The organism is Rhodococcus sp. NPDC003382, assembly GCF_053589135.1.
Genome location: NZ_JBSFRH010000056.1, coordinates 13,776 through 38,635, shown reverse-complemented (window position 1 = coordinate 38,635; position 24,860 = coordinate 13,776). Strand labels below are relative to the sequence as shown.

Annotated in this window: 23 protein-coding genes; 13 read left to right on the top strand and 10 right to left on the bottom strand. The window is 69.4% G+C overall.

What is annotated here, in order from left to right:
- Positions 1 to 296 precede the first annotated feature (296 nt).
- A complete protein-coding gene (locus ACWDUD_RS26730) occupies positions 297 to 1,427 on the top strand; it encodes a patatin-like phospholipase family protein (protein WP_450111284.1) in 1,131 nt (376 codons plus the stop codon).
- A gap of 57 nt (positions 1,428 to 1,484) precedes the next feature.
- Here ACWDUD_RS26730 and ACWDUD_RS26725 read toward each other — a convergent pair whose 3' ends face one another.
- The gene (locus ACWDUD_RS26725; RefSeq protein WP_450111283.1) at positions 1,485 to 3,554 is read right to left on the bottom strand and encodes a phage holin family protein; all 2,070 of its coding nucleotides are present in this window, start codon (positions 3,552 to 3,554) and stop codon (positions 1,485 to 1,487) included.
- Between the two features lie 35 nt (positions 3,555 to 3,589).
- Between ACWDUD_RS26725 and ACWDUD_RS26720 the strand changes: the two genes are divergently transcribed.
- The 6 genes from ACWDUD_RS26720 (at position 3,590) to ACWDUD_RS26695 (ending at position 10,321) form a co-directional block, all read left to right on the top strand.
- A complete protein-coding gene (locus tag ACWDUD_RS26720; protein WP_450111282.1) occupies positions 3,590 to 4,414 on the top strand; it encodes an MBL fold metallo-hydrolase in 825 nt (274 codons plus the stop codon).
- Positions 4,415 to 4,501: 87 nt separating this feature from the next.
- Positions 4,502 to 4,969, top strand: coding sequence for a DIP1984 family protein (locus tag ACWDUD_RS26715; protein WP_450111281.1), 468 nt, complete (start codon positions 4,502 to 4,504; stop codon positions 4,967 to 4,969).
- A gap of 284 nt (positions 4,970 to 5,253) precedes the next feature.
- The gene (locus ACWDUD_RS26710; RefSeq protein ID WP_248674376.1) at positions 5,254 to 5,940 is read left to right on the top strand and encodes a DNA alkylation repair protein; all 687 of its coding nucleotides are present in this window, start codon (positions 5,254 to 5,256) and stop codon (positions 5,938 to 5,940) included.
- Between the two features lie 63 nt (positions 5,941 to 6,003).
- Entirely contained in the window at positions 6,004 to 6,777 is a 774-nt protein-coding gene (locus ACWDUD_RS26705; protein WP_450111280.1) for a DUF6920 family protein, read from the top strand.
- A gap of 103 nt (positions 6,778 to 6,880) precedes the next feature.
- Positions 6,881 to 9,067, top strand: a complete 2,187-nt coding sequence (locus ACWDUD_RS26700; RefSeq protein WP_450111279.1) for an acyltransferase family protein — start codon at positions 6,881 to 6,883, stop codon at positions 9,065 to 9,067.
- Positions 9,068 to 9,901: 834 nt separating this feature from the next.
- The gene (locus ACWDUD_RS26695; protein WP_450111278.1) at positions 9,902 to 10,321 is read left to right on the top strand and encodes a hypothetical protein; all 420 of its coding nucleotides are present in this window, start codon (positions 9,902 to 9,904) and stop codon (positions 10,319 to 10,321) included.
- Between the two features lie 72 nt (positions 10,322 to 10,393).
- Here ACWDUD_RS26695 and aroB read toward each other — a convergent pair whose 3' ends face one another.
- From aroB to ACWDUD_RS26650, 9 genes are all read right to left on the bottom strand, one after another.
- The gene (aroB, locus tag ACWDUD_RS26690; RefSeq protein ID WP_197255665.1) at positions 10,394 to 11,503 is read right to left on the bottom strand and encodes a 3-dehydroquinate synthase; all 1,110 of its coding nucleotides are present in this window, start codon (positions 11,501 to 11,503) and stop codon (positions 10,394 to 10,396) included.
- Positions 11,500 to 12,069, bottom strand: coding sequence for a shikimate kinase (locus tag ACWDUD_RS26685; protein WP_450111277.1), 570 nt, complete (start codon positions 12,067 to 12,069; stop codon positions 11,500 to 11,502). Before ACWDUD_RS26685 ends, aroB begins: the two co-directional genes overlap by 4 nt.
- A gap of 5 nt (positions 12,070 to 12,074) precedes the next feature.
- On the bottom strand, positions 12,075 to 13,262 hold the full coding sequence (aroC, locus tag ACWDUD_RS26680) for a chorismate synthase (RefSeq protein WP_197255671.1): 1,188 nt from the start codon (positions 13,260 to 13,262) through the stop codon (positions 12,075 to 12,077).
- Positions 13,263 to 13,310: 48 nt separating this feature from the next.
- The gene (locus tag ACWDUD_RS26675) at positions 13,311 to 13,910 is read right to left on the bottom strand and encodes a prepilin peptidase (protein WP_450111276.1); all 600 of its coding nucleotides are present in this window, start codon (positions 13,908 to 13,910) and stop codon (positions 13,311 to 13,313) included.
- Positions 13,911 to 14,086: 176 nt separating this feature from the next.
- Positions 14,087 to 15,550: an MFS transporter gene (locus ACWDUD_RS26670; protein ID WP_197255675.1), complete on the bottom strand. Its 1,464-nt coding sequence runs from the start codon at positions 15,548 to 15,550 to the stop codon at positions 14,087 to 14,089.
- Between the two features lie 86 nt (positions 15,551 to 15,636).
- The gene (locus ACWDUD_RS26665; protein WP_450111275.1) at positions 15,637 to 16,407 is read right to left on the bottom strand and encodes an SDR family NAD(P)-dependent oxidoreductase; all 771 of its coding nucleotides are present in this window, start codon (positions 16,405 to 16,407) and stop codon (positions 15,637 to 15,639) included.
- 27 nt (positions 16,408 to 16,434) lie between these two features.
- The gene (locus tag ACWDUD_RS26660; protein ID WP_197255677.1) at positions 16,435 to 17,196 is read right to left on the bottom strand and encodes a crotonase/enoyl-CoA hydratase family protein; all 762 of its coding nucleotides are present in this window, start codon (positions 17,194 to 17,196) and stop codon (positions 16,435 to 16,437) included.
- Between the two features lie 47 nt (positions 17,197 to 17,243).
- Positions 17,244 to 18,419, bottom strand: coding sequence for a thiolase family protein (locus ACWDUD_RS26655; RefSeq protein ID WP_450111274.1), 1,176 nt, complete (start codon positions 18,417 to 18,419; stop codon positions 17,244 to 17,246).
- A 61-nt stretch (positions 18,420 to 18,480) separates the two neighbouring features.
- Positions 18,481 to 19,941 (bottom strand): aldehyde dehydrogenase family protein, encoded by a 1,461-nt coding sequence (locus tag ACWDUD_RS26650; protein WP_450111286.1) that lies wholly within the window; start codon positions 19,939 to 19,941, stop codon positions 18,481 to 18,483.
- Positions 19,942 to 20,104: 163 nt separating this feature from the next.
- Between ACWDUD_RS26650 and ACWDUD_RS26645 the strand changes: the two genes are divergently transcribed.
- The 6 genes from ACWDUD_RS26645 (at position 20,105) to ACWDUD_RS26620 (ending at position 24,860) form a co-directional block, all read left to right on the top strand.
- Complete coding sequence (locus ACWDUD_RS26645) at positions 20,105 to 21,325, top strand: CaiB/BaiF CoA transferase family protein (protein ID WP_450111273.1); 1,221 nt, start codon at positions 20,105 to 20,107, stop codon at positions 21,323 to 21,325.
- Positions 21,322 to 21,468 (top strand): DUF1059 domain-containing protein, encoded by a 147-nt coding sequence (locus ACWDUD_RS26640; RefSeq protein ID WP_197255683.1) that lies wholly within the window; start codon positions 21,322 to 21,324, stop codon positions 21,466 to 21,468. The genes ACWDUD_RS26645 and ACWDUD_RS26640 overlap by 4 nt, the downstream gene beginning before the upstream one ends.
- A 60-nt stretch (positions 21,469 to 21,528) precedes the next feature.
- A complete protein-coding gene (locus ACWDUD_RS26635; protein WP_450111272.1) occupies positions 21,529 to 22,827 on the top strand; it encodes an amidohydrolase family protein in 1,299 nt (432 codons plus the stop codon).
- A gap of 96 nt (positions 22,828 to 22,923) precedes the next feature.
- Positions 22,924 to 23,286: a PadR family transcriptional regulator gene (locus tag ACWDUD_RS26630; protein WP_197255687.1), complete on the top strand. Its 363-nt coding sequence runs from the start codon at positions 22,924 to 22,926 to the stop codon at positions 23,284 to 23,286.
- On the top strand, positions 23,286 to 24,635 hold the full coding sequence (locus ACWDUD_RS26625) for a permease prefix domain 1-containing protein (RefSeq protein WP_450111271.1): 1,350 nt from the start codon (positions 23,286 to 23,288) through the stop codon (positions 24,633 to 24,635). Before ACWDUD_RS26630 ends, ACWDUD_RS26625 begins: the two co-directional genes overlap by 1 nt.
- A 21-nt stretch (positions 24,636 to 24,656) precedes the next feature.
- Positions 24,657 to 24,860 (top strand): zinc-ribbon domain-containing protein, encoded by a 204-nt coding sequence (locus tag ACWDUD_RS26620; protein ID WP_450111270.1) that lies wholly within the window; start codon positions 24,657 to 24,659, stop codon positions 24,858 to 24,860.

Genomic DNA, 24,860 nt, shown 5'->3' with positions numbered 1-24,860 from the left:
CACAACATCGGCAAGATCCTCACCATGGTCGGTGGGGGCGGGTTGCCGGCCGTCGTGTGAAGCGGTGGTGCCGGGGCGGGAGACCCCGCCCCGGGACCGGCGCTGTGGTTCGCGGTCGCGGACCTTCGGCTATTTCGCAACAGCCCGTCTGAGGAGACGAACGGTACATTCGCTCGGATAGGACGCCGGGACCCGAGGCCGGAACCACGCTCCTGCAACGTTTCACCGAACTCCCCCGCGAACCCGTCGCCCGGCGCGCCTAATGGGATCACACAGTCGACGACACGGGGGTTCGCATGTCGAAGAAGTCGGAGCAGCGCACTGCCCTGGTTGTGTCCGGTGCCGGCGCGCGAGGTGCGTACGAGGCGGGTGCCGTCCAGGCCCTGCTTCCCGTACTCGCACCCGACGAGGTGGTTCCGCCGATCCTGGTCGGGACCAGCGCCGGGGCGTTGAACGTGGCCGGCTTGGCGGCCTATGCCGATCTCGGCGGCGAGCAGGCAGCCAAGGAGGTGGTCGCGGCGTGGAGCGGGGCCGAGCTGACGGACGTGTTCTCCCCGATCGGCACTCTGCTGCGGACCGGCGGTTCGACGCTCGGCAGGCTGATCGGGCTTCCGGTTCCTCCTCCCGCCGGGCTTCTCGACACGTCGCCGATGCGAGCGTCGCTCGAGGCACTGGTTCCCTGGGACCGGCTTCACGAGAACGTCCGCGCGGGCAAGGTCCGAGCGGTGGCCGTGGCCACGACCTCGCTGGCCACCGGAGGAACCGTGGTGTTCGTCGAGCACGCCGACGACGTGCGTCTTCCCGGCTACGACGCGCACCGCAACATTCGATACGTCTCGACCACCCTCGGCGTCGATCACCTGCTCGCGTCCGCTGCGATCCCGATCCTCTTCCAACCTGTCGAGATCACCGGCGAAAACCGGGGTGGGTACATCGACGGCGGTCTCCTGCTCAACACACCCATCAAACCGGCTCTCGAATTGGGAGCAGAGCGGATCGGGGTGGTCGCGTCCCATCCGCAGGAGCGTCTGCCACTGCCCTCCGGGTCCACGGGCCAGGCAAATCCGCCCGATATCCTCGGCACCGCCGCGCTGTCGCTGCGCGCAATCCTCACGGACCGCATGATCGACGACCTGTGGACGCTGCGTAACCGCAATGGCACGAAGGGCTACCGCGCCGTCGATGTCGTGTTCGCCGGGCCGACCCTGCAGGAGACCAGCAAGATCGACCGTCTCGCAAAGGACGCGTTCGACTCGATGCTCGGCCTGCGGGGCCGTGTCCGCCACCCGATGGAGACAACCCTGATGAGTTTGATGAGCGACGTTCGGCCCGGCCACGACGAGCTGCTGAGCTACACCATGTTCGACTCGAAATTCACCGGGCCCGCCGCGGAGCTCGGCAGTAAGTGCACGCCGCAATCCTCGTGACACAGGCCGACTTCTCGTGAAACAGCCCGGCGATACTCACCGAACGACGAGTGAAGTTCACCGACCCGGCCCGGTCGAATACGACCCTGCAGGTCCGCGGTTCGGGCGCGCCGGTGCGCTGGGTGCTCGCACACCCGTCGAATGATCTCGCCATCCGACGAGCACCTCGTGCAGAGTCTCGGCGCCGTGCAATGGTTCCGGCGCCGCCGGCAGGTCGACGGGATAGATGAGAAACGGGGTGCTCTGCGGTCCCCCCATGCCGCCGTGCGAGCCGACTTGCTCCTCGAACGCCGCGACCTCGTCGGTTTCGGGCCAGTACATGCCGCCGACCATGATGTCGGCCACGTTGTCGAAGGTGTCGGTGCGTCGGATCTTCGCCAGCGCATCGGGGCCCATCACCGCGAGAGGGTCCCGGCCGGTGACTTCGCCGGTCGTCACGTCGACCTGGCCGCCGGACCCCAGCACCACGGATCCGCCGGGTGCGGCGACGAGCAGGAACCCGATTCCGGGATGCTCGCGAAGCGCGGTGAGCAGCCCGGGATGGGCGGCCTCGATGGCGTCGACATCGGCGCGTCCCGGCAGGTGCGGAAAGTAGATCAGACCGAGGTTGCCCGAGCCGAGCACGATCGGCTCGCCCGTGGGAGGACGCGCCTCCTCGTCGGCTGCCGACGCGTGCATGCTGGCCGCCGCGTAGGCACGGCCCTCGGCCCCGGGCTTGGGGGATGCGGTGGCAGCGCGCTCGTGCCGGTGCCGACCTTCCGCGGACGGCTCGCCCTGCGCGGTCAGCCGGGCAACCAACTCCCCCAGGGTCTCCCCGTAGCGTTGCCGGAAGGTGGCGCCCTGACTCTGCCCGTGGTCCGACAGCACGACGACGCGGTAGCGCCGGTCCGCCTGCTCCGTCACAGCGAGCAGCATCTCGACGATCTCGTCGAGCTTGGTCAGCACCGCGAGGGTCTCGGGCCGGGAGATTCCGGAGTGGTGCGAGACTTCGTCGTATCCGATCAGGTCGACGTAGACGATGCTGCGCCCCTTGATCAGATCCCCGACCACCGCGGCGGCGGTGACGTCGGTGGCCAGGACGGTCGCGAAGGCCCGCACGAACGGATACACCCCTCCCCGCGAGACCCGCGGCCGGATGTCCTTCCGCTTCTGCCGCAATGCCTGACGCAGCTCCCGCTGGAGTTCCGCGAACATTCGGATGAACGTGCGCAGCGCACTCGCCGGGTCGACGAAGTAGTCGCTGTAGCCGGCGCCGGCGCCGAGACGGGCACCGCGCATGCGGCTGACGACGAGCACGTTGTCGTGTGCACCGCCGGTGAACAGGTTGCCGCGGCTCGCACCGTCGTGCGCGAGTAGACCCGGAATCTCGGCCCGTTCGAGTTCGCGCTGCTCGTTGTCGGCGGGGTTGCTGAACACCGAGATGCGCCCGGTCGTCTTGTCGTACCAACGGAAAGCCGGGACGTTGTGGTTGGAACCGTGCAGCACCGCCAGCTGGGTCGCCCCGGTCTGGCTGCTCCAGTCGGTGTGCCACGGGACCAGCCGGTGGGTCTCGCGCACCAGCTTCGCCAGCCCGGGCGTCACGCCGTCGGCGATCGCGCGCCGCAACACGTCGTAACCCAGCCCGTCGATCTGGATGCACAACAGCCCCGGATCCGCGTCCACGAGAGCAGCGTTGCGTCGCAGGCGGAACCGGTTCCGGCGCACCTGCATCAACCGGTACGCGGTATCGGAGCGGGACGCGATCGCACCCGAGACCACAGAGGTGACCAGCGAGACCACCGCTGCCAGAACGACCGCATCGCGCGGCTCGTCCACCGTGGCGACCGGCACCAGGTTCAGCGTCAGCAGCATGATCGCGCCGCCTGCGAGGAACACCCCGACGAACAGCAGCACGGGGCCGATCCACGACATGAAGCGCATCGTCAACGGCCACAGTGCCGCGTTGAGGATGCCGAACACCAGCGCGACCACCAGCGCGGCAGGAAGCGTCGGCAGCGGAGCAAAGCTCGACGGATCCAGGGTGACGCCGCGGAGGATGCGGTCCAGCACGAGAACCGCGAACGCCGACGATCCCCAGAGCACGAGGAATTCGACGAGTATCCGCAACACCCCGCCCACCGTGCGCATCGCACTCCCTCTCGTTGTCTGGAATCGTAAGGGGCGTGAGCGCGCCGCCGGGTGGGAATACCGCCGCGTCCGGGATGCGCTGGCTCGGGCATGCCAGCACGCTGATCGTGGACCGCGGTACGGTCGTCCTGACCGATCCGGTGCTCACCGACCGCGTCGCCCACCTGCGCCGCCGGCAGGGCCCCACCCCCCTCGGCTTCCGCACGCGCCACCCGGACGTCGTCCTGCTCTCGCATCTGCACGCCGACCACACCCATCTACCGTCGCTGCGGCTGCTCGACCCGGACGTTCCGATCGTGGTCCCGTGGCGGGCGATGGACGGCCTGCCCGCGTTGCGCCGCTTCGGCGACCGCCTGGTGCCCCTGCGGCCCGGCGACGAAACACGCATCGGCGCGGTCACCGTGCGCGCCGTGCCCGCACATCACGACGGTCGACGCTGGCGACGTGGACCGCAGCTCGCGCCGGCGGTCGGATACGTGGTCGAAGGCGACCGGCGGACCTACTTCGCCGGCGACACCGATCTGTACCCGGGGCTGGAAGACCACGTCGGCCCGGGGGTGGACCTCGCGCTGCTACCCGTCGGGGGCTGGGGTCCCACACTCGGCGACGGTCACCTCGACCCGCCTCGAGCCGCGGTCGCCGCGCGGCTGGTGGAGGCAGCCCTGGCAGTGCCGATCCACTACGGCACGCTGTGGCCGATCGGCTTCGACGCCGTGCGTCCGCGGTCGTTCTTCGGACCCGGCGCCGAGTTCGTCCACCATGCCGAGCGCGCGGGGCTCGTGGCCGTGGAGTTGCGTCCGGGTGACGCACTCGGCGGATCGGACGGCGGGCACGGTTCGTCCGGGACGCATCGCCGATAGCCCACGACGACACACCACCGCACACCTCCCCCACACCGCGGTCGGACCACATTAGGGTCCTACCGACGATCATCGAGGGGACGACACATGAAGCTGGCCGAGGCACTGGCCGCGCGCGGAGATCTGTTGCGCAGGATCAACCAGCTGCGGGAACGGATCCTGGACAACGCCCGCCATCAGGAGGGTGAGGAACCGGCCGAGGACCCCGTCGCACTGCTCGCCGAACTGACCGATGCGCTCGACGAGTACGAACAGCTGATCCGCCGAATCAACAAGACGAACGCGGCGTCACCGCTCGGGGACGGCACCGTGACCGATGCTCTGGCCCGTCGAGATGTGCTGCGCCTGCATCATTCCGCGATCACCGCCGCCGCCGACGCCGCGTCCGGGCGCTCCGACCGCGGATTCGGTCGCCAGCTGCGCTCCGAGCTGGTCCACGTCGCAGCCCTTCCGGTCGCCGAATTGCGAACTCGCGCAGACCGATTGGCACGCGAAATCCGCACCGTCGACCTGGACATCCAGCGCACCAACTGGGAGGTCGACCTGCTGGACTGAACCGTGAGGAGGGCCGAGAGCTGGTAGCCGGCCGAAGAGGCGAGCACACAACCGCGCCGGGCGGTCAACTCCGGCACCTCGGTGCGCGGGGGCAGCGCAACAAACCGCACTACGCACGCCCAGCACCACGCACAAGAGACCGTGCACCACGCACGATTCACCACCACGTGCTGATCTTCGACCGGCGAGGGCGGGTTCGGGGGCATCTCGGCGCTCCTCACGCCTCGAATCGGGATCGCCTCGAATCGAGCCGAATACCATCCGCGATCAGGAGGAGTGGAGCGATGGCCGCAACGGAGAACAGCAGCACCACGGTTGCCGAGGTGATGGCCGAACTCGCCGAACTCGACGACCCCAAGATCCGTGCGGTTAACCTGAAACACGGCGACGACCACGGGGTGAACCTCACAAAGCTGCGCGCTGTCGCGAAACGACTGAAGACGCAGCAGGATCTCGCGCGGGAACTCTGGGACACCGGCGACAGCGCAGCCCGGCTGCTGGCCATTCTCATCTGCCGTCCGAAGGCGTTCGACCGCGACGATCTCGACGCGATGCTGCGGGCGGCGCGCACCCCCAAGGTGCAGGACTGGCTCGTCAACTACGTGGTCAAGAAGAACCCGCACTGCGAGGACCTGCGTGCGACATGGTTCGCCGACCCGGATCCGGTCGTCGCGAGTGCCGGGTGGGAACTGACCGTCGACCGCGTCGCGAAGAACCCCGACGGCCTCGACCTGACCGGACTGCTCGACATCATCGAGGCGCAGATGAAGGACGCCCCGGATCGACTGCAGTGGGCCATGAACCACTGCCTCGCCGAGATCGGCATCGAGCACGCCGACCTGCGCGACCGTGCGATCGCGATCGGTGAGCGCCTGAAGGTGCTCGAGGACTACCCGACGTCCCCGGGATGTACCTCGCCGTTCGCCCCGACCTGGATCGCCGAAATCGTGCGGCGCCGCAGCGCGACGTAACGATCGTCACGCCGGTCACCCCGTCCGGTTGCCCGGCCGGGTGCGCGCCCTCATGCTTCAGACATGGACGGACCCGTGTTCCCGCCTCCACCACGCTCGGCGCGACCGGTTCGGTGCGAATGGGACGCGCTGAGGTCCCTGCCGCCCTCGGCGGAGCGGTTCGACCCCGAGCAGGTCGCGGACCTTCCCTCGGCCGCGCAACAATGGCTCACGCACGCGCTGGAACCGGGCGTGCCGCTCGCCCGCGCGGTGCACCTGACCATGCGCGGTCACATCAAGCTCGGGTCGTGGCGCCCGTTCCGGGCAGCGCAGATCCTCGCCCCGGGCGTCGGGTTCGTGTGGGCGGCGACCGCGCGGGTCGCGGGTCTGCCGGTTCTCGGCTACGACCGGTACACCGACGGACGCGGCGAGATGAACTGGAAACTCGGTGGTCTCGTCCCGGTGATGTCGGCGGCCACCACCGACGTCGGCACCAGCGCCGCCGGCCGCTTGGCCTCCGAATTCATCTTCGTACCAACGACATTCAGGTCGGCGACGTGGCACGAGGCGGGCACCGGTTCCGCACTCGCGACCTGGCGCATCGGCCGCCACACCGAGACGGTGTGCCTCGAACTCGCCGGAAACGGCCGGCTCGGGACGATACATCTGGATCGCTGGGGCAATCCGAACGGAGAACCCTTCGGCCGCTACCCGTTCGGTGTGGACATCGAGGCGGAGTCGTCGTTCGGCGGCATCACGATTCCGTCCCGCTTCCGCGCCGGATGGTGGTGGGGCACGAACCGATGGCCGGAGGGCGAGTTCTTCCGTGCGGAGATCAGCGCCGCCGTGTTCCGCTGAGGACACAGCATTCCGCCGAGAACACAGCCGAAACGACACCGGTGCGCACCGGAGAGTCACCGTTCATCGGGCACGAGGCGCCGGCCTCTGCAAGGATGCGCGGATGAATCTGGTTGGCATCCCGGAACAACGGCGCCGGGTCGGTCGCGCGGATCCCGTCGGCCCCGACGCGGCACCATCCGGGAAACCGAGTGCGGCGTTTCGCCCCGACATCGAGGGCCTGCGGGCCGTTGCGGTGCTCGCCGTGGTCCTGTTCCACGCAGGTGTGCCCGGGATCGGCGGCGGATTCGTCGGTGTCGACGTCTTCTTCGTCGTCTCGGGTTTCCTCATCACCGGGTTGCTGTGGCGGGACGTGACGTCCACCGGGTCCGTGCGGATCGCCCGCTTCTACAGCGCACGAGCGCGCCGCCTCCTCCCGGCCGGAGGTCTCGTGCTGGTGGTCACGGCGATCGGTTCGGCGTTTCTATTGCCCCCGTTGCAGGCCCGGGAGGCGCTGGGCGACGGAATCGCAAGTGCGCTCTACGTGGGGAACTACCGATTCGCGTTGCGTGGCACCGACTATCTGGCGGCGGACGCGCCCCCGTCCCCGTTCCAGCACTTCTGGTCGTTGGGGGTCGAGGAGCAGTTCTACCTGGTGTGGCCGGCGCTGATCGTGGCGACCGCCTGGTCGGTCCGTCACAGGCGCGGCGGGGCCCCGTCGGCGGTGCCGTACGTCTCGGTCCTGGTACTGGTTGCGGCGGCGTCGTTCGCGGTGTCACTGTCCTGGACCCGCACGCTGCCGCCGTGGGCGTTCTTCTCCCTGCCGTCTCGGGCGTGGGAGTTGGCCGTCGGTGGCCTGGTCGCGCTGTCCGTCCCGCTGTGGCGCCGACTGCCGGGTCTCCTCGCGGCCACCGCGGGATGGGCCGGGCTGGCCCTGATCGTCCTCGCCTGCGTGCGTCTGGGCGAAACCACCCCTTATCCGGGCACGGCAGCCCTGCTGCCCGTACTGGGTACGGCGCTGGTGATCGGCGCGGGCTGTGCCTCGCCCCGGCTGGGTGTCGGACGCGGATTGTCGCTGCGGCCGATGCGCGCGCTCGGGCGCCTGTCGTACTCCTGGTACCTGTGGCACTGGCCCCTGCTGATCCTCACGCCGGCATTCCTCGACCGCGACCTCGGGCCGGTCGGGCGTCTGGCTGTGGTGGCGCTCGCCGCCGGGCTCGCCGCGCTCACGCTGACGGCGGTGGAGAACCCCCTCCGGTTTGCGCTCCCCCTGCGCCGCTCGGCTTCCCGCAGTCTCGTTGTCGGGGCAGCGATCACCGCGCTCAGCGTCTGTGTGTGTCTGGTGCTGCTGGTGCTGCGGCCGGTTCCGGTCGGCCACGGGGAGGCCGCCGCGGCGCTGACGGTCTCTGCGCCGACGCAGGATCCGGCGCCCACGGCCGACCCGCACGATGTTGCCGTGCGGGAACTGACCGCACAGGTTCAGGCCGCGGTCACGGCGACGGCGGGATTGGCTGCTGTCCCGTCGAACCTGTCCCCGTCACTGGCCGATGCGCCGTCCGGCAAGCCGGATGTGTTCCTCAACGGTTGTGTGCGCTCGTGGCTGGAGGTCGGACAGGACGAGTGCGCGTCGGGTGATATCACGTCACCGATCACGGTGGCGCTGGTCGGTGACTCGCACGCCGCGATGTGGGCTCCTGCGTTCGAATCGGTTGCCGTGGAACGGCGGTGGCGGCTGGAAACCCTGGGCAAGGTCACCTGTCCACTGCTGGACCTGTCGTTGACGAGCCCGTACCTGGGGCGCGAGTACACCGAGTGCGAGCAGTGGCGCGGGGAGATCGTCTCGCGGTTGCAGGAGGAAAGACCACAACTCGTCGTGCTGAGCATGTCTCGCCGATACGGCGGCGACTTCGGTTTCACCACGTACGGCCCGGAGTGGCAGGACAGCCTGACCCGCATGGTTGCCCAACTCCGGGCGACCGGCGCGAAGGTCCTCGTCCTCGGCCCGGTGCCGGATCCGCACGCGGTGGTGCCGACGTGCCTGTCCGAGCACATCGACGATGCGACGGCCTGCGCACCGGAGCGGTCGATGGCACTGAACGCTGCCGGCGTCGCCGCCGAGGCCGCGGCCACTGTTGCCGGCGGCGGGGAGTATGCCGACCTCACCGAGCTGTTCTGCACCGCCGAGAGTTGCCCGGTGATCGTCGGAAACGGCCTGGTGTTCCGCGACGACAACCACCTCACGATCGAGCACGCCCAAGCGTTGGCTCCCGTCGTCGGCGCACTCGCGGACCGGGCTCTGGCCCCGCGCTAGGGTTCCGTCGGGTCAGGGCGATCGGCAACGGCGCGGTCGGGTAGGGGCTCGAGCCGGAGTGGTGAACGGCATGGCGCCGTTCGGCCGGGGTGGGCAAACCCGGACCCCTGGGTCGACATCCCGATCGGTGCGGGCGTGGGACTGTCGACCGGCGCCAGGTGGTCTTCGGCTTCGGTCGTCCGTCCAGAGCCGGCCCGTGCGTGTACGCCGTCGAACGACACCGGCAGCGACGGAAGAAGCTGTGGCACCGAATCCGGCGGGGACGGCGCCGACCTCCCCTCCTTCCACGAAAGCGAGCACACTGAGAGGTAGTAAGCACGCCGAGGGACAGCAAGTAAGGCGAGCGGTATGAGTACACAACAGAATTCACATGGCCGGGCCGCACCGGACGAGCCGCACCGTCGGGGCGCGGCGAGCGACCGGAAGTCCACGAACAGCGGCAACGCGACGGCAGCCACCGCACCCCGCACGGGAGTCCGTTCACCGAAGGCGGCGACGAGGACGAAGGCGTCCCCCGAGACGCCTTCGGCGCGAGCCCCCCACAAGGAATCGGCCGGCCCGAGGTCGACCGCACCGCGCCGCGGCCAACCGTCAAGGGTAGAACCACCGTCTCGTCGGAAACGAACAGATGTCGCGTCCGGCACGTCGGCTCCGACCACGCGCCGTGCGCGAGAGCGATCCGACAGTGCCGTGCCGCGAAAGCATCCCCAGGCGGAGCCGACCACCACGAATCCGGCCACACGGAAACGTCCCCGAAAGGAGGGGACCCGCCCGCCCGCGCACCCGCGGTCCGCTCCGCCGATCAACACGCATCAGCCGGAAATCTCATCGACGGTGCGCGGCGGCACTACTGACACCGGGCCTGCCGGCGCTGTCTTCGAGGTGGTGCGTCGATCGCTCGGGACTGCCGTCGAAGCGTTGGAAAACCGCGTTCACCAGCTCGCCGGCGTGCAGAATCGCGGTGACCTGGCGAAAAAGATCCGGAAGTGGATCGACCCGCTTGTCGATGAAGTTGCGCACGGACGCGCGGGCATGAAAGCCGCGCTGGCAGGACTTCAGGCCGTTCTGGCGGGTAGGAATCCGGTGTGGGCTGCGATCAAAGGCCTGGTTGGAGGGTTGAGCCTCGAGGCCAAGATCGGGCTCGTTCTCGTGCTGTCCCTCGCACTCCTGCTCGGGCCGGTGCTGCTCGTGGTGCTCTTGCTGGCACTTCTTGTCGCGGTGGTGGTCGCTGCGGTGCGAACCGGCACCGACTAGCGGCGGATCGGGTCCTCCGGTCGGCCATGGGGCAGTTCGACCGCCCCGTCGCGACCGGAGGACCTCACCGTGTCAGAGCAGCACGGTGCCGGCGTCGGCCTTGCCCTGCTTGGCGACCTCGGAGTAGGCGGCGGCGAGCAGCGTCGGGTCCGGCCCCTCGAGCCGGCCCGGCTTGGCGAGACCGTCGAGGACGACGAACCGCAGCATTCCGGCGCGGTTCTTCTTGTCGGTCTGCATGCCCTTGTGCAGCTCGGCGAAGGCGGCGGCGTCGTAGGTGGTGGGCAGGCCCACCGCTTCGAGGATTGTCCGGTGCCGATCGGCGGTCGCGTCGTCGAGGCGGCCGGCCAGCCGTCCCAGTTCCGCGGCGAACACGAGTCCGACGGAGACCGCGGCGCCGTGACGCCACCGGTACCGCTCGCGGCGCTCGATGGCGTGGCCGAGGGTGTGCCCGTAGTTGAGGATCTCGCGCAGGCTCGACTCGCGCAGGTCCGCGGCGACGACCTTGGCCTTGACCTCGATGGAACGGCGGATCAGCTCCGGCAGCACCGTGCCGGTCGGATCCAGCGCAGCCTGCGGGTCGGCCTCGATGAGGTCGAGGATCGTCGGGTCGGCGATGAAGCCGGTCTTGATGACCTCGGCCATGCCGGCGATGATCTCGTTGCGCGGCACGGTCTCGAGGGTCGCCAGGTCCACGAACACGGCGGACGGTTCGTGGAACACGCCGACCAGGTTCTTGCCCGCCTCGGTGTTGATGCCGGTCTTGCCGCCGACCGCGGCGTCGACCATCGCGAGCAGCGTCGTCGGGATGTGGAAGATGCGCACCCCGCGCATCCAGGTGCCGGCGACGAATCCGGCGAGGTCGGTGGCGGCGCCGCCGCCGAGCGAGACGATCGCGTCGCTGCGGGTCAGGCCGATGCGGCCGAGCACCTCCCAGCAGAACCCGGCGACCGCGAGATCCTTGCCGTCCTCGGCATCGGGGATCTCCACGCGGTGCGCATCGATTCCCTTCTCTGCGAGCACTTCCCGCAACGCCTCGGCCGTCGCTTCGAGCGGCGGCTGGTGGAAGATCGCGACGGTGCGGGTGCCTGTGAGGGTGTCGACGATGTCACCGAGCAGGCCCCGGCCGATGATCACCGGGTAGGGCTGGGCGGTCTGGACGTCGACACGTACCGGTTCGGTCACGGTGTGGTGCTCCGCTTCTCTGCGCTGGTGGACGTGCTCGCGGTGGCGCCGGCAGCGGCTTCCGCCTCGAGCTTGGTGATCAGGTACTGGACGACGCGGCCCGGACTGCGGCCGTCGGTCCGGACCCGGATGGTCGCGGCCTGCCGGTACAGCGGGCGACGTCGGCGCATCAGCTCCCGGTACTTCTTGGCCGGATCGTCCCCCGCGAGCAGGGGGCGTCCGGTGCCCGTGCCGGTGCGGCGCAGACCTTCGGCGATGCTGATCTCGAGATAGATCACTGTGTGCCCGGCGAGCCGCTTGCGGGTGCGCTCGGACAGGATCGCCCCGCCACCCAGGGAGATGATGCCCTCCTGTTGCGCGAGGGCATCGGCGACGACGCGTTCCTCGATCTCCCGGAACGCCGGCTCGCCGTCCTCGGAGAAGATCTCGGGGATGGTGCGGCCGGTGACGCGTTCGATCTCGGCGTCGGTGTCGAGCAGCGGCAATTCGAGTGCCTGGGCCAGGCGCCGACCGATCGTCGACTTTCCGGCGCCGGGCGGCCCGATCAGTACGGCGCGTGGCCTCATGACAGTCACCGCGGCGGACGCGCCGCGATGCCCTTCATGTAGTGGTCGGCGTTGCTGCGGGTCTCGGCGAGCGAATCGCCACCGAACTTCTCGAGCGCGGCCTGCGCGACGACCAGCGCGACCATCGCCTCGGCGACGACACCGGCGGCGGGCACGGCGCACACGTCGGACCGCTGGTGGATCGCGACCGCTTCCTCACCGGTGGTCATGTCGACGGTGGACAGGGCACGCGGGACGGTGGAGATCGGCTTCATCGCCGCGCGCACACGCAGCGCCTCGCCGTTGGTCATGCCGCCTTCGATGCCGCCGGCGCGGTTCGACGAGCGCAGCACACCGTCCGGGCCGGGCTTCATCTCGTCGTGGGCGGCGCTGCCGCGGCGGCGGGCGGTCTCGAAGCCGTCGCCGACCTCGACGCCCTTGATCGCCTGGATGCCCATGAGGGCCGCGGCGAGCCGCGCGTCGAGGCGGTCGGCGCCGCTGACGAACGATCCCAGGCCGACGGGCAGGCCGTGAACGACGACCTCCACGACGCCGCCGAGGGTGTCGCCGTCGCGCTTGGCGGCATCGATCTCGGCGATCATGGACTCTTCGGCGGCCTTGTCGAACGCGCGCACCGGGCTCGCGTCGATGGCCGCGAGGTCCGCGGCGGTCGGTTCCGCACCCACGTACGGCTCGGAGGCGCCGATGGAGATGACGTGGGAGATGACCTCGGCGCCGAACACCTGGCGCAGGAAGTTTCGGGCGACGGTGCCGGCGGCGACACGGGCCGCGGTTTCGCGGGCGCTGGCGCGTTCGAGCACCGGGCGGGCGTCGTCGAAGCCGTACTTGAGCATGCCCGAGTAGTCGGCGTGGCCGGGGCGCGGACGGGTCAGCGGCGCGTTGCGGGCCTGACCGGCGAGCGCCTCGGCGTCGACCGGGTCGGCGGACATGATGGTTTCCCACTTGGGCCATTCGGTGTTGCCGACCTCGATGGCGACGGGACCGCCGAGGGTGAGTCCGTGGCGCACCCCGCCGATGATGGTGACCTTGTCGGCCTCGAACTTCATGCGCGCGCCGCGTCCGTAGCCGAGGCGGCGGCGGGCGAGCTGCTCCGAGATGTCGTTCGACGTCACCTCGACACCGGCGACCATCCCCTCGAGCATCGCGACGAGGGCGGGACCATGGGATTCTCCAGCAGTTATCCAGCGCAGCACACCGCATATCCTTCCATGCCCGATCGGGTTGTCGTGACAGTGGTCCGCTCAGGCGGTTGTGAGGAGCGCGAGCACGGTGAACGCGCACATCGACGGGCCGTGCGGAACGAGCACCGGCCCGGCTTCGGTCCGCCACTGCTGCACCACCCGCATCACCAGTCCCGCGGTGGCGGTGAGCAGCGGTGGACCTACCGCGACGCACAGCCACGCCGCCGGTCCCGCGGCCCCCGCGGCGGCGCCCACACCGACCGCGAGTTTGACGTCCCCGGCGCCCAGCGACCGCGGCGAGACGAGGTGGGCGAGCAGCATCGGCCCGGCGAGCAGACCCGCGCCGACGAGCGCCGCGCGCCCCTGCCCGGTCGCCGCCGCGAGCGTCACGATCACTGCCGCACCGGGTCCGGTGAGAACGTTCGGGAGCCGTCGCTCGAGCAGATCGACGACGCTCAGGCACACGCACCACCAGATCAGCGAAGCGAGTGCGAGGGCCTCGACCGGACCCGAGCCGGATACCGCCGCAACCAGACTCCCGGCCACGCACGTCGCCTCGCAGACGCCGCGTGCCGGCGGGCGCCCGGCGAGGTGGGTCGTCAGGTGTCGGGCTCCGAGTCCGGCGAGGAGCCCCGCCACGACGCACAACGTGATGTCCATGGGCGCAGCGTGGCGGTTACAAGATCGCCGATCGACCCCGTCGGGTGGGAAGACCCGAATCTGTGGATGGATCGGGCGGGTGTGGACAACTCTTCCCCTGATTCCCGTGCTCGTGCGTGGTTCCGGTAGTTGCCGCTACCGAAAGCACGCACGAGCGGTCGGGCGGCTCCTCGGGTTCAGGGCTCGGCGTCGGGACCGGCAATGTCCGGCTGCACCGCCGGGCCGGTGACGTCACAGTGCGGCTTGCACGCCACCGAATCCGCGGGCACCGCGGCCGCCGGTCCGGGAATGAGGGCAGCCGCGAGGACCGCACTGACCGCGAGCAAGCCGGCGCAGATCAGCATCGCGATGTCGAACCCGCGGTCGAACGTGGCCGCGTCGGTGAGGGCCGCACCGCCGATCCCGGCGAGCCCGGGCAGTGCGGCGACGGCGAGCAGTTGGCTGGTGCGTGCCACCGCGTTGTTGACCCCGGACGCGATCCCGGAGCGTGCGACCGGCACCGCACCGAGCACCGCCGCCGTCAGGGGTGCCACCAGCGACGAGAGTCCGAGACCGAACACGACGACCGCGGGCAGCACGTCCCGCAGGTAGGACGCGTCCGCGTCGATGCGCAGCATGAGCAGCAACCCGACCGCCGCGACGGCGGGCCCCACCGTCATCGGCCCGCGCGGACCGTGCCGCTGGGCGTAGCGACCCGCCCGCGAGGACAGCAGCAGCATCAGGACGGTGATCGGGATCGTGGCCGTGCCCGCCAGGATCGGCGAGTAGCCGACGACGAGCTGCAGTTGCAGCACCAGCAGGAAGAAAACGCCGCCGAACGCGGCGTAGACGGTGAACGTGACCAGGTTCGCGGCCGTGAACAGTCGGGAGGCAAACAGATCCGGCGGGATCAACGCGACCGGGGAATGCCGCTCGACCAGCACGAACGCCACCAGCACCACGACGCCCACACCGGCGACAACGGGCTGCGCCTCGATCAGGCCGTAGGTCACCAGGCCCAGCCCGACCGCACCCAGGACCGCGCCCGCGACGTCGAGCCGATCCGGTGGCGACGGATCGCAACTCTCCGGCACGTGACGCAGCGCCACCCACACGACGACAGCGGCGAGGGGCAGATTCAGCAGGAACACCGACCGCCAGCCCGCGACCTCCACCATCCAGCCGCCGAGCAGCGGGCCGACGGCGCCGGCAACACCGCCGAAGCCGGACCACAGGCCGATCGCGGCGCCGCGGTCGTCACCCCGGATGGTGGCCGAGATCAGTGCGAGGGATCCCGGCGTGAGCAGGGCCGCGCCCACTCCCTGCAGGATTCGCGCGATCACCAGCGTGGTGACGTTCGGTGCGAGTCCGCACAACAACGAGGCTGCCGCGAACCACACTGTGCCCCAGACGAATACGCGCCGCCTCCCCCACCGGTCACCGAGTGCGCCGCCGAGCAGGATCAACGACGCCAGGGTCAGCGTGTAGCCGCTGAGCACCCACTGCATGCCGGCGACACCGGAGCCGAGGTCGGCGGCGATGCGCGGCAGCGCGATGTTGACGACGGTGCCGTCCAACAGGGCGAGGCTCGAGCCGAGCACGGTGGCGGTGACGACCCACCGGCCCCGGCGGGTGTGCAGACCGACGGTCGCCTCAGCCATCTGTTCATGGTGCCTGCCTCACCGCCACCCCGCAGTCGATCCCGAGGTCCGGGCGGCGCCCCTCGTCGCCGCCCGGACCTCGGCGCCTACTTCGGCTGGAATCGCTGCGCCCCGTCGAGGCGCACCACCTCGCCGTTGATGTACGGGTTCTCGAGCAGGTGCTGCGCGAGGAAGGCGTATTCGTCCGGGGTGCCGAGCCGCTTCGGGAACGGCACCGATTCGGCGAACTTGGCGAGCTTCTCCTCTCCGAGGAACTCCATGATCGGGGTGCGCACGGTCCCGGGTGCGATGCTGTTGAGGCGGATGCCGACCGCGCTGAGGTCGCGGGCACCGGTCAGGGTCAGGGCGTTCACACCGCCCTTCGCCGCGGCATAGGCGGACTGTCCGATCTGCCCCTCGTACCCGGCGATCGAGCTCGTCATCACGATCGCGCCGCGCTCCCCGTTCGGCTTCGGGTCGAGCTCGGCGATCTTCGCGGCGGTCAGCCGCAGCACGTTGTAGGTGCCGCTCAGGTACAGCGCGATGGTGTCGGTGAATCCCTCGAACGTGTGGGGGCTGCCGTCCCGGTTGACGACCTTCTCGAGCACCCCGAAACCGCCGTGGGCGATCACCGCGTACCGGAGCGTGCCCAACTCGTCCGCAGCCGCCAATGCCGCCTCGATGCTCGCGCTGTCGAGGACATCGGTGCGGACGTACACGGCCTTGTTGCCGAGTTCCTCGGCCAGGGCACCGGCCTTGGCGTCGTTGACGTCGGCGATGACGACGGCCGCACCGGCACCGTGCAGCCGGCGCACGGTGGCTTCGCCGAGACCGCCGGCGCCGCCGCTGACGAGGACTACTTCACCTTCGAAAGCCACAGTTCCTCCAGGGGTTGTCGTGTGCGCTCAGGCGCCGGTCCATTGCGGTGCGCGCTTCTCGGCGAAGGCCAGCGCGCCTTCCTTCGCGTCCTGCGACGTGAACACCGGGAGGATGAGCTCGAGCTGCTTCTGCCACATCTCGTCGTCCGACCAGCCGCGCGACCTGGTCATGATGTCCTTGGTGACCGCGACCGCGAGGGGTCCGTTCGCGGTGATCCGCTCGGCCAGGGCGAGCGCCTCGTCGAGGGCCTTGCCCGGCTCGGCGAGCACGTTGACGAAGCCGTACCCGTGCCCCTGCTCGGCGGTGAAGCTGTCGCCGGTCAGCGCCAGTTCGAGAGCCTTCTGGTACGGGATGCGCCGATGCAGCCGCAGCAGCCCACCACCGCCGGCGACCAGGCCGCGTTTGACCTCGGGGATCCCGAATTTCGCGGTCGTCGACGCGACTACCAGGTCGGTCGCGAGCACGAGTTCCGTTCCGCCCGCGAGCGCGTATCCCTCCACCGCGGCGATGATCGGCTTGGTGGGCGGTCGTTCGGTGAAGCCCATGCCCCGGCCGGGGATCGCGACGATCTCGCCGGCGGCGAACGCCTTCAGGTCCATGCCCGCGCAGAAGTTGCCGCCCGCGCCGGTCAGCACCGCGACCGACAGTTCGGGGCTCTCGTCGAGTTCGTCGACCGCGTCGGCCAGGCCCCGGCTGACGGCCAGGTTCACGGCGTTGCGCGCGTCCGGCCGGTTGATCGTGATCACCAACGTGCGTCCGCGGCGTTCCCGCAGTACTTCGTCCGACACCGTTTGCCTCCCGATAAGTTTCGTGGCGAAGAATTTCGTGGGCTTTTTCAGGCCTCGACGACGACCGCGCCGCCCTGCCCGCCGCCGGCACACATCGCGGCGACACCGATTCCGCCGCCGCGGCGGCGCAGTTCGTAGAGCAGGGTGGTGACCATGCGGGCCCCGGTCGCAGAGATGGGATGACCGAGGCTGCAGCCACTTCCGGAGAAGTTCACCCGTTCCTCGTCGAGTCCGTACTCGCGGCACGCGGCGATCGGAACCGACGCGAAGGCTTCGTTGATCTCCCACAGCGTCACATCCGAGGCGGCCAATCCCGCCCGGTCGAGGACCTTGCCGATCACCGCGACCGCGCCGAGTCCGGTGTCCCGCGGAGCCAGGGCCGCATTCGCCCACGCCCGGACCGTGCCGAGCACCTCGAGCCCCTCGGAGACGGCGTAGTCTCCGGCGACCAGCGTCACCGCGGCCGCGGCGTCGTTGATACCGCTGCTGTTACCGGCGGTGATGGAGAAGCCCTCGATCTCCGGGTGCAGCACCGGCAGCGACGCGAGGCGTTCGAGGGTGGTGTCGCGGCGCGGATGTTCGTCGACCGCGAAGTCCAGCACCGAACCGTCGGGCCGCTGCACCTTGATCGGCACGATCTCGTCGACGAATTTGCCGGCGTCGATCGCGGCGACGGCGCGGCGATGCGAACGTTCGGCCCAGGCGTCCATCTCTTCGCGGCTGATCCCGACCGCCTGCGCGGTGTTCCAGCCGACGGTGATCGCCATGTCGAGGGTGGGCGCGTCCGCCGTCTCCGGGTGCGACGGCGGCATCCACGGCTCCCGGAACTCGAGATTCGAACCCGGCACGCGCCATTTCATGATCGGCGAGGTCGACAACGACTGCACACCACCGGCCACGATCACCCGTTCCATGCCGACCCCGATGTGCGCGGCCGCGTTCGAGATGGCGGTGAGGCTGCCGGCGCAGTGCCGGTTGACGGCCTGCCCGGGCACCGTGGTCATGCCCGCGGCCACCGCCGCGTGGCGCGCGAGATCACCACCGCCGTAGTTCAATTCGGCGAAGATGACGTCGTCCACGTGGGACGGGTCGATGCGGGCGCGACGCACCGCCTCGGTCAGAACGGTCTCGGCGAGGGTCTCTGCCGGCACATCGACCAGCGCTCCCTTGAAGGACCGGGCGATCGCCGTGCGGGTGGCGCCGACGATGACGGATTCGACCATGTGTGTCGCCCTTTCGGTGACGTGCCGACGGGGTCGGCAGGGAGGCGTTCGCTTCTGCTGTTCACTGACGCGGCATGCGGCAGCCGATCGTCTTCGTTTCGAGGTACTGCTGGAATCCTTCGAGCCCGCACTGGCGTCCGACGCCGCTGTTCTTGAAGCCGCCGAATGGTGCGTCGGCGCCGTAGAACATGCCGCCGTTGACTCCGATCGCGCCGGTCCGGATGCGCCGCGCGACGGCCATGCCGCGCTCGGTGGACCCGGACAGCACCGCCCCGGCCAGGCCGTAGTCGCTGTCGTTGGCCAGACGAATCGCCTCGTCGTCGTCGGCGAACGGGATCATGACCAGCACCGGGCCGAAGATCTCCTCGCGGGTGATCGCCAGGCTCTGGTCCTCGCACACGAACACGGTCGGTTCGACGAAGAAACCGCCCGCCAGGTGCGGCGGCAGGTCGCACACCGCTCCCCCGCCGGTGACGATCCGCGCCCCGTCTCCGACCGCGCGATCGCACGCGTCGAGCACGCGGGCGCGCTGGGCGGCGCTGACGACGGGACCGACCAGCGTGTCGGGCAGTGCCGGATCGCCCACCGGCACCGACGCGAACATCGCGGCCACGTTCTCGACCAGGTCGTCGAACAACGAGCGGTGCACGAGCATCCGACCGGTCGCCGCGCACGCCTGACCGGCGTGCACACACACGCCCACCGCGCTGTGCAGCGCCGCGGCCGGATCGGCGTCGTCGAGGACGACGAGCGCGGATTTGCCGCCCAGTTCCAGGAAGTTGCGTTTCATGGTGGCCGCGCCCTCGCGCACGATGGTGCGGCCGACGGCGGTGGAACCGGTGAAGGAGATCAGGTCGACGCGCGGGTCGGCGACCGGCAGCGCGGCGACCTCGGTCGAGTCGGTGGTGACGACGTTGACGACCCCGGCGGGAATGTCGGTGCGCTCGGCGATGATCCGCCCGATCCGGGTCGCGTTCCACGGGGTGTGCGGATCCGGTTTGAGGACCACGGTGTTGCCGGCGGCGAGCGCCGGACCGAGCTTGTTGAGGATCACCTCGATCGGAAAGTTGGACGGGGTGATCGCCGCGACCACCCCGACCGGTTCCTGCACCACGGTCCGCACGTTGCGGGAACCGAAGAGACCGCCGCCGTCGAGGACGCGTTCCCAGGGGTAGTCGTCGATCAAACGGGCCGGGTAACGCAGCGCCTCGGCCAGCGGCCAGTCCAGCTGCGCGGTGCCGGTGGTCATGACCGGGCAACCGGCCTCGGCGACGAGTTCGTCGCGCAGGTCGTCGTGTTCGGCTTCGAGTCCGGCCTGGAGCTGGTCGAGGCACCGGGCCCGCAGGGACCGGTTCGTGGACCAGTCGGTTTCGTCGAACGCCCGGCGCGCAGCGGCGATCGCGCGATGCATGTCCTCGGGTCCGGCCGCCGCGGTGGTGCCGAGCACCCGGCCGGTGGCGGGGTCGAGGTTGTCGTAGACGGCGCCGGAGGCGGCATCGACCAGGGTGCCGTCGACGAGCATCCGGTGTTCGGCGCGTTCGGCCACCCGAGAATGCCGCTCCGGCCGTGGTGCGATCCGCGTCCCGATTTCGCTCACGTACCCCCCGTTCGCCATCCTGGATGATTAACTGTAAACGTTACCGTATAGTTCCTCAACACACCGTTGGGAATCGGAAGGGGAACCGATGTCGGGTCTGCTCCAGGGCATTCGCATCGTCGAGTTGGCATCGTGGACATACGTCCCCAGCGCCGGTGCGGCGCTGAGCGATTGGGGGGCGGAGGTCGTCAAGATCGAGGACACGCGCGGCGGCGATCCGTGCCGCTACCTGAACATCGGCGGTCTCGACCCGGCGCAGTCGCGGGTCGACGCGAACTTCATGATGGAACTTGGGAACCACGGCAAACGCAGCATCGGCGTGGACATCAAATCCGAACGGGGCCGGGACATCCTGCGGCGCCTGATCGAACGTGCCGACGTGTTCCTCACCAACTGGCTGCCCGCCGCACTCGAGCGCGCCGACCTGTCCGTCGAACGCATCCGCGAGTTCAACCCGAACGTCATCGTCGCGCGCGGCAGCGGCCAGGGCAGCCGCGGACCCGAACGCGACCGCGGCGGCTTCGACGCCGCCAGCTACCTCGCCCGCGGCGCCGTCGCCTACGCCCTGACCCCACCGGATGCCGAATACCCGGTGACGCAGACCCCCGCGTTCGGCGACCTGCAGGGCGGCATCACCCTCGCCGGCGGGATCGCCGCCGCCCTGTTCCACCGGGCCACCACCGGCCACGCACCCATCGTGGACAGTTCCCTTCTGTCCCAGGGTGTTTGGGCGATGGCACCGGACATCGCCGCGGCGGACTACTACGGCATCGACCGGATCCCGGTGGGCAATGCGGGCACGGCACCGAATCCCGCCGTCAACCGCTACCGCACCCGCGACGGCCGGTGGATCCAGCTGGTGTTCCTGCAGGCCGACCGGTACTGGAAGGGCTTCTGCGAACGCATCGGCCGACCCGACATGGCCACCGACGAACGGTTCGTGCCGCTGGCGAATCTGGTCGCCAACAAGGAAACCGCGACCGCGGAACTGCGCCACACCTTCGCCGAACGCGATCTCGCCGACTGGCAGAAGATCCTCGCCGACGAACCGGGCGTGTGGGCGACCCTCGCGAGCCCGAAGGAGGTGCTCTCGGATCCGCAGGTCGTCGCGAACGGCTATCTCATGACCGTCACGGACGCCGCGGGCCGCGAATACCGCACCGCCGCCGCACCCGTCCAGTTCGACGAGACTCCACCGCCACCCCGCCGCGCCCCCGAGTACGGCGAACACACCGAGGAGATCATGCTCGAACTCGGTTTCGACTGGGACGCCGTCATCGCCGCCAAGGAAGCCGGAGCCGTGCTGTGAAACGACATCTCACCTGCCCTTGCGGGGAGTACCTCACCGGCGCCGACGAGGACGAACTCGTCGAGAACGCACGCAGGCATCTGGCCGAGCAGCATCCCGGGCACGACTACGACCGCGAGCAGATTCTCTTCATGGCCTACTGACCCGCTTTCAGAAGCAGCACGACTGTCCCCCAATATCTTCCGCCGCCGAGGAGCGTCGACGTGAACAAGAACGACATGATCCTGATCAGCGTGGACGATCACATCATCGAGCCACCCGACATGTTCGACAACCACCTGCCGAAGAAGTACGCCGCCGACGCCCCGAAGCTCGTCCACACCCCGGACGGCGCCGACATGTGGAAGTTCCGGGACACCGTGGTGCCCAACGTCGCGCTCAACGCGGTCGCCGGCCGGCCCAAGGAGGAATACGGGCTCGAACCGGACGGCCTCGACGAGATCCGGCCCGGCTGCTACGACGTGCACGAACGCATCAAGGACATGAACGCCGGCGGCATCCTCGCGTCGATGAACTTCCCGTCCTTCCCCGGCTTCGCCGGCCGGTTGTTCGCCACCGAGGACCCGGACTTCTCGCTCGCGCTGGTGCGCGCCTACAACGACTGGCACATCGACGAATGGTGCGGCGCGTATCCGGGCCGGTTCATTCCGATGGCGCTGCCGGTGATCTGGGACGCCGAACTGTGCGCCGCCGAGGTGCGGCGCTGCGCCGAGAAGGGCGTCCACTCGCTCACCTTCACCGAGAACCCGGCCGCGCTCGGCTACCCGAGCTTCCACGACCCGTTCTGGAATCCGCTGTGGAAGGCGCTCGTCGACACCGACACCGTGCTCAGCGTGCACATCGGGTCCTCGGGACGGCTGTCGATCCCGGCCGTCGATTCCCCGCCGGACGTGATGATCACGCTGCAGCCGATGAACATCGTGCAGGCCGCGGCCGATCTGCTGTGGTCCCGGCCGGTCAAGGACTACCCGGACCTGAAGATCGCGCTGTCCGAGGGCGGTACCGGGTGGATCCCCTACTTCCTCGAACGCCTGGACCGGACCTACGAGATGCACTCCACGTGGACCCTGCAGGACTTCGGCGGCAAGTTGCCCAGCGAGGTGTTCCGCGAGCACTTCCTCACCTGCTTCAGCAGCGACCCCACCGGGGTGCGGCTGCGCCACGACATCGGAATCGACAACATCGCGTGGGAGTGTGACTACCCGCACAGCGACTCGATGTGGCCCGACGCCCCCGAGGTTCTCTCGTCGGTGCTCGTGCGCGAGAACGTGCCCGACGACGAGATCGACAAGATGACGCACCTGAACGCGATGCGCTGGTACTCGTTCGATCCGTTCACGCACATCCCCCGCGACCGGGCCACGGTCGGCGCGCTGCGCGCCGCCTCCGCCGGACACGACGTGAGCATCCAGCCGCGCAGCCACAAGCACACCCCCGCCGAGGAGAAGCTGTCGGCGTTCCAGGCACAGATCAAGGCGGCCACCGCGCACACCGCGTCCTGACCGCGCTGCGTCCCCCGCGCTTGCGGGTGCTCGTTCCTCATACCTAGATCTGCTAGGGTCACCGTTATCCATAGCAGCGCTAGGTATGAGGGCGACATGTTCATCGAGAAGGATCTGGTGGCCGCCTCGGCCACCCCGCTCGTGCTCGGCATCCTCGCCGAAGGCGAGTCGTACGGGTACGCGATCATCAAACGCGTCAACGAGTTGTCGCAAGGGCAGATGCAGTGGACGGACGGGATGCTGTATCCGCTCCTGCACCGCCTCGAGCGGGCGGGACACGTGTCCGCCACCTGGCGCGTCGCCGACAACGGGCGACGCCGCAAGCACTACGCCATCACCGACGCCGGCCGGGACGTGCTCGCCGAACGAGCGGCGCAGTGGACCGTCGTCGCCGACGCGCTGCAGCAGGTGTGGCAGTCGGCCCAGTTGCCTCCTGCGGCCGCGCCGGGGTGGTCGTGATGACCCTCGACGCACATCTCGAATCCCGCATCGCCGGCTGGCGCAGTTACGTCTCGGACCATCGGGTGATCTCACCCTCGGACATCGACGAGATGGAAGATCATCTGAGGGAACAGATCTCGGACCTCGTCTCGGTCGGACTGACCGCCGACGAAGCGTTTCTGGTCGCGGTCGGCCGGATGGGTAGTCTCGACGAGATCTCCCGGGAGTTCGCCCAGGAGCATTACGACCGGCTGTGGAAGCAACTCGTCCTCACCAGGGACGCCGGTCACGAATCCGGCGCTCTGCGCCGCCCCAGGGAGCTCGCGGTCGTGCTTGCGTGCGCACTCGGCGCCGGACTCGCGGTCCGGGCCGGAGTCCAGTGGCTGACGGACTCGGCACTCGTACGCAACGCCGCACTGCTCGTCCTGCCGTTCCTCACCCTGTACTTCGCGTGGAAGCGCGACATGGGCCCGCGAAAGACCGCGGCACTGGCCCTCCCGTTCGCCGCTGCGGCGGTCGTGCTCAACATGTTCCCCTTCGAGCCGGGGGGTGTCACCGAGATCATCGCAGCGATCCACGCCCCCGTCGCCGTGTGGTTCGTGGTCGGGGCAGCCTACGTCGGAGGCGACTGGCGATCGCACCGCCGGCGCATGGACTTCGTGCGCTTCACCGGCGAATGGGCGGTGTATCTGGCGTTGCTCGCCCTCGGTGGCGGCGTCCTGATGGGGTTGACGGCGGGAGCCTTCGGCGCCCTCGGGATCGACGTGGAACCGTTCTTCGAACAATGGATCCTTCCGTTCGGCCCGGCGGGTGCGATCGTCGTCGCAGCCTGGCTCGTGGAGGCGAAACAGGAGGTCGTCGAGAACATCGCGCCCGTCCTCACCCGGGTGTTCACACCGATCACGATCGTCATGCTGGCCGCGCTGTTCGTCGCGGTGATCGCGTCCCGCAGTGTCGTCACCGTCGATCGCGACCTGCTGATCCTCATGGATCTGATCCTCGTGCTCGTGATCGGGCTGCTGCTGTACTCGATCTCGGCCCGGGACCCACATGCCGCACCGAACGTGTTCGATCTGCTGCAGGTCGTGCTGATCGCGGCGGCGCTCGCCGTCGACCTGCTGATGCTCACCGCGATGGCCACGCGCATCGCCGAGTTCGGTTTCACCGCGAACAAGGTCACCGCGCTCGGTCTGAACCTCGTGCTGATGGTGAATCTGGTGTGGGCCGCTCGGCTCGGTGTCGCGTTTCTCCGGGGGCGTTCCGGTTTCTCCGCGGTCGAACGGTGGCAGACCCGGTATCTCCCCGTCTACTGCGGGTGGGCGGTGCTCGCGGCGGTCGCGATTCCGCCGCTGTTCCGGTTCGTGTGAGCGTCGCTCTATGCTCGGGCGATGTTCCTTCTGTTCGGATTCGGCACCAAGCGGCAGAACCTCGGCCCAGGACAGATCCGAACCTGCCCGCGCTGCAACAACACCACGCAGTGGGCACGGATCCGGGAATTCCAGCAGTTCACCCTGTTCTTCGTTCCCGTTGCGCGCTGGAAGCGCCGGCACCTGGAGCAGTGCGGCATCTGCGGGGCCGCGGTCGAAATCTGA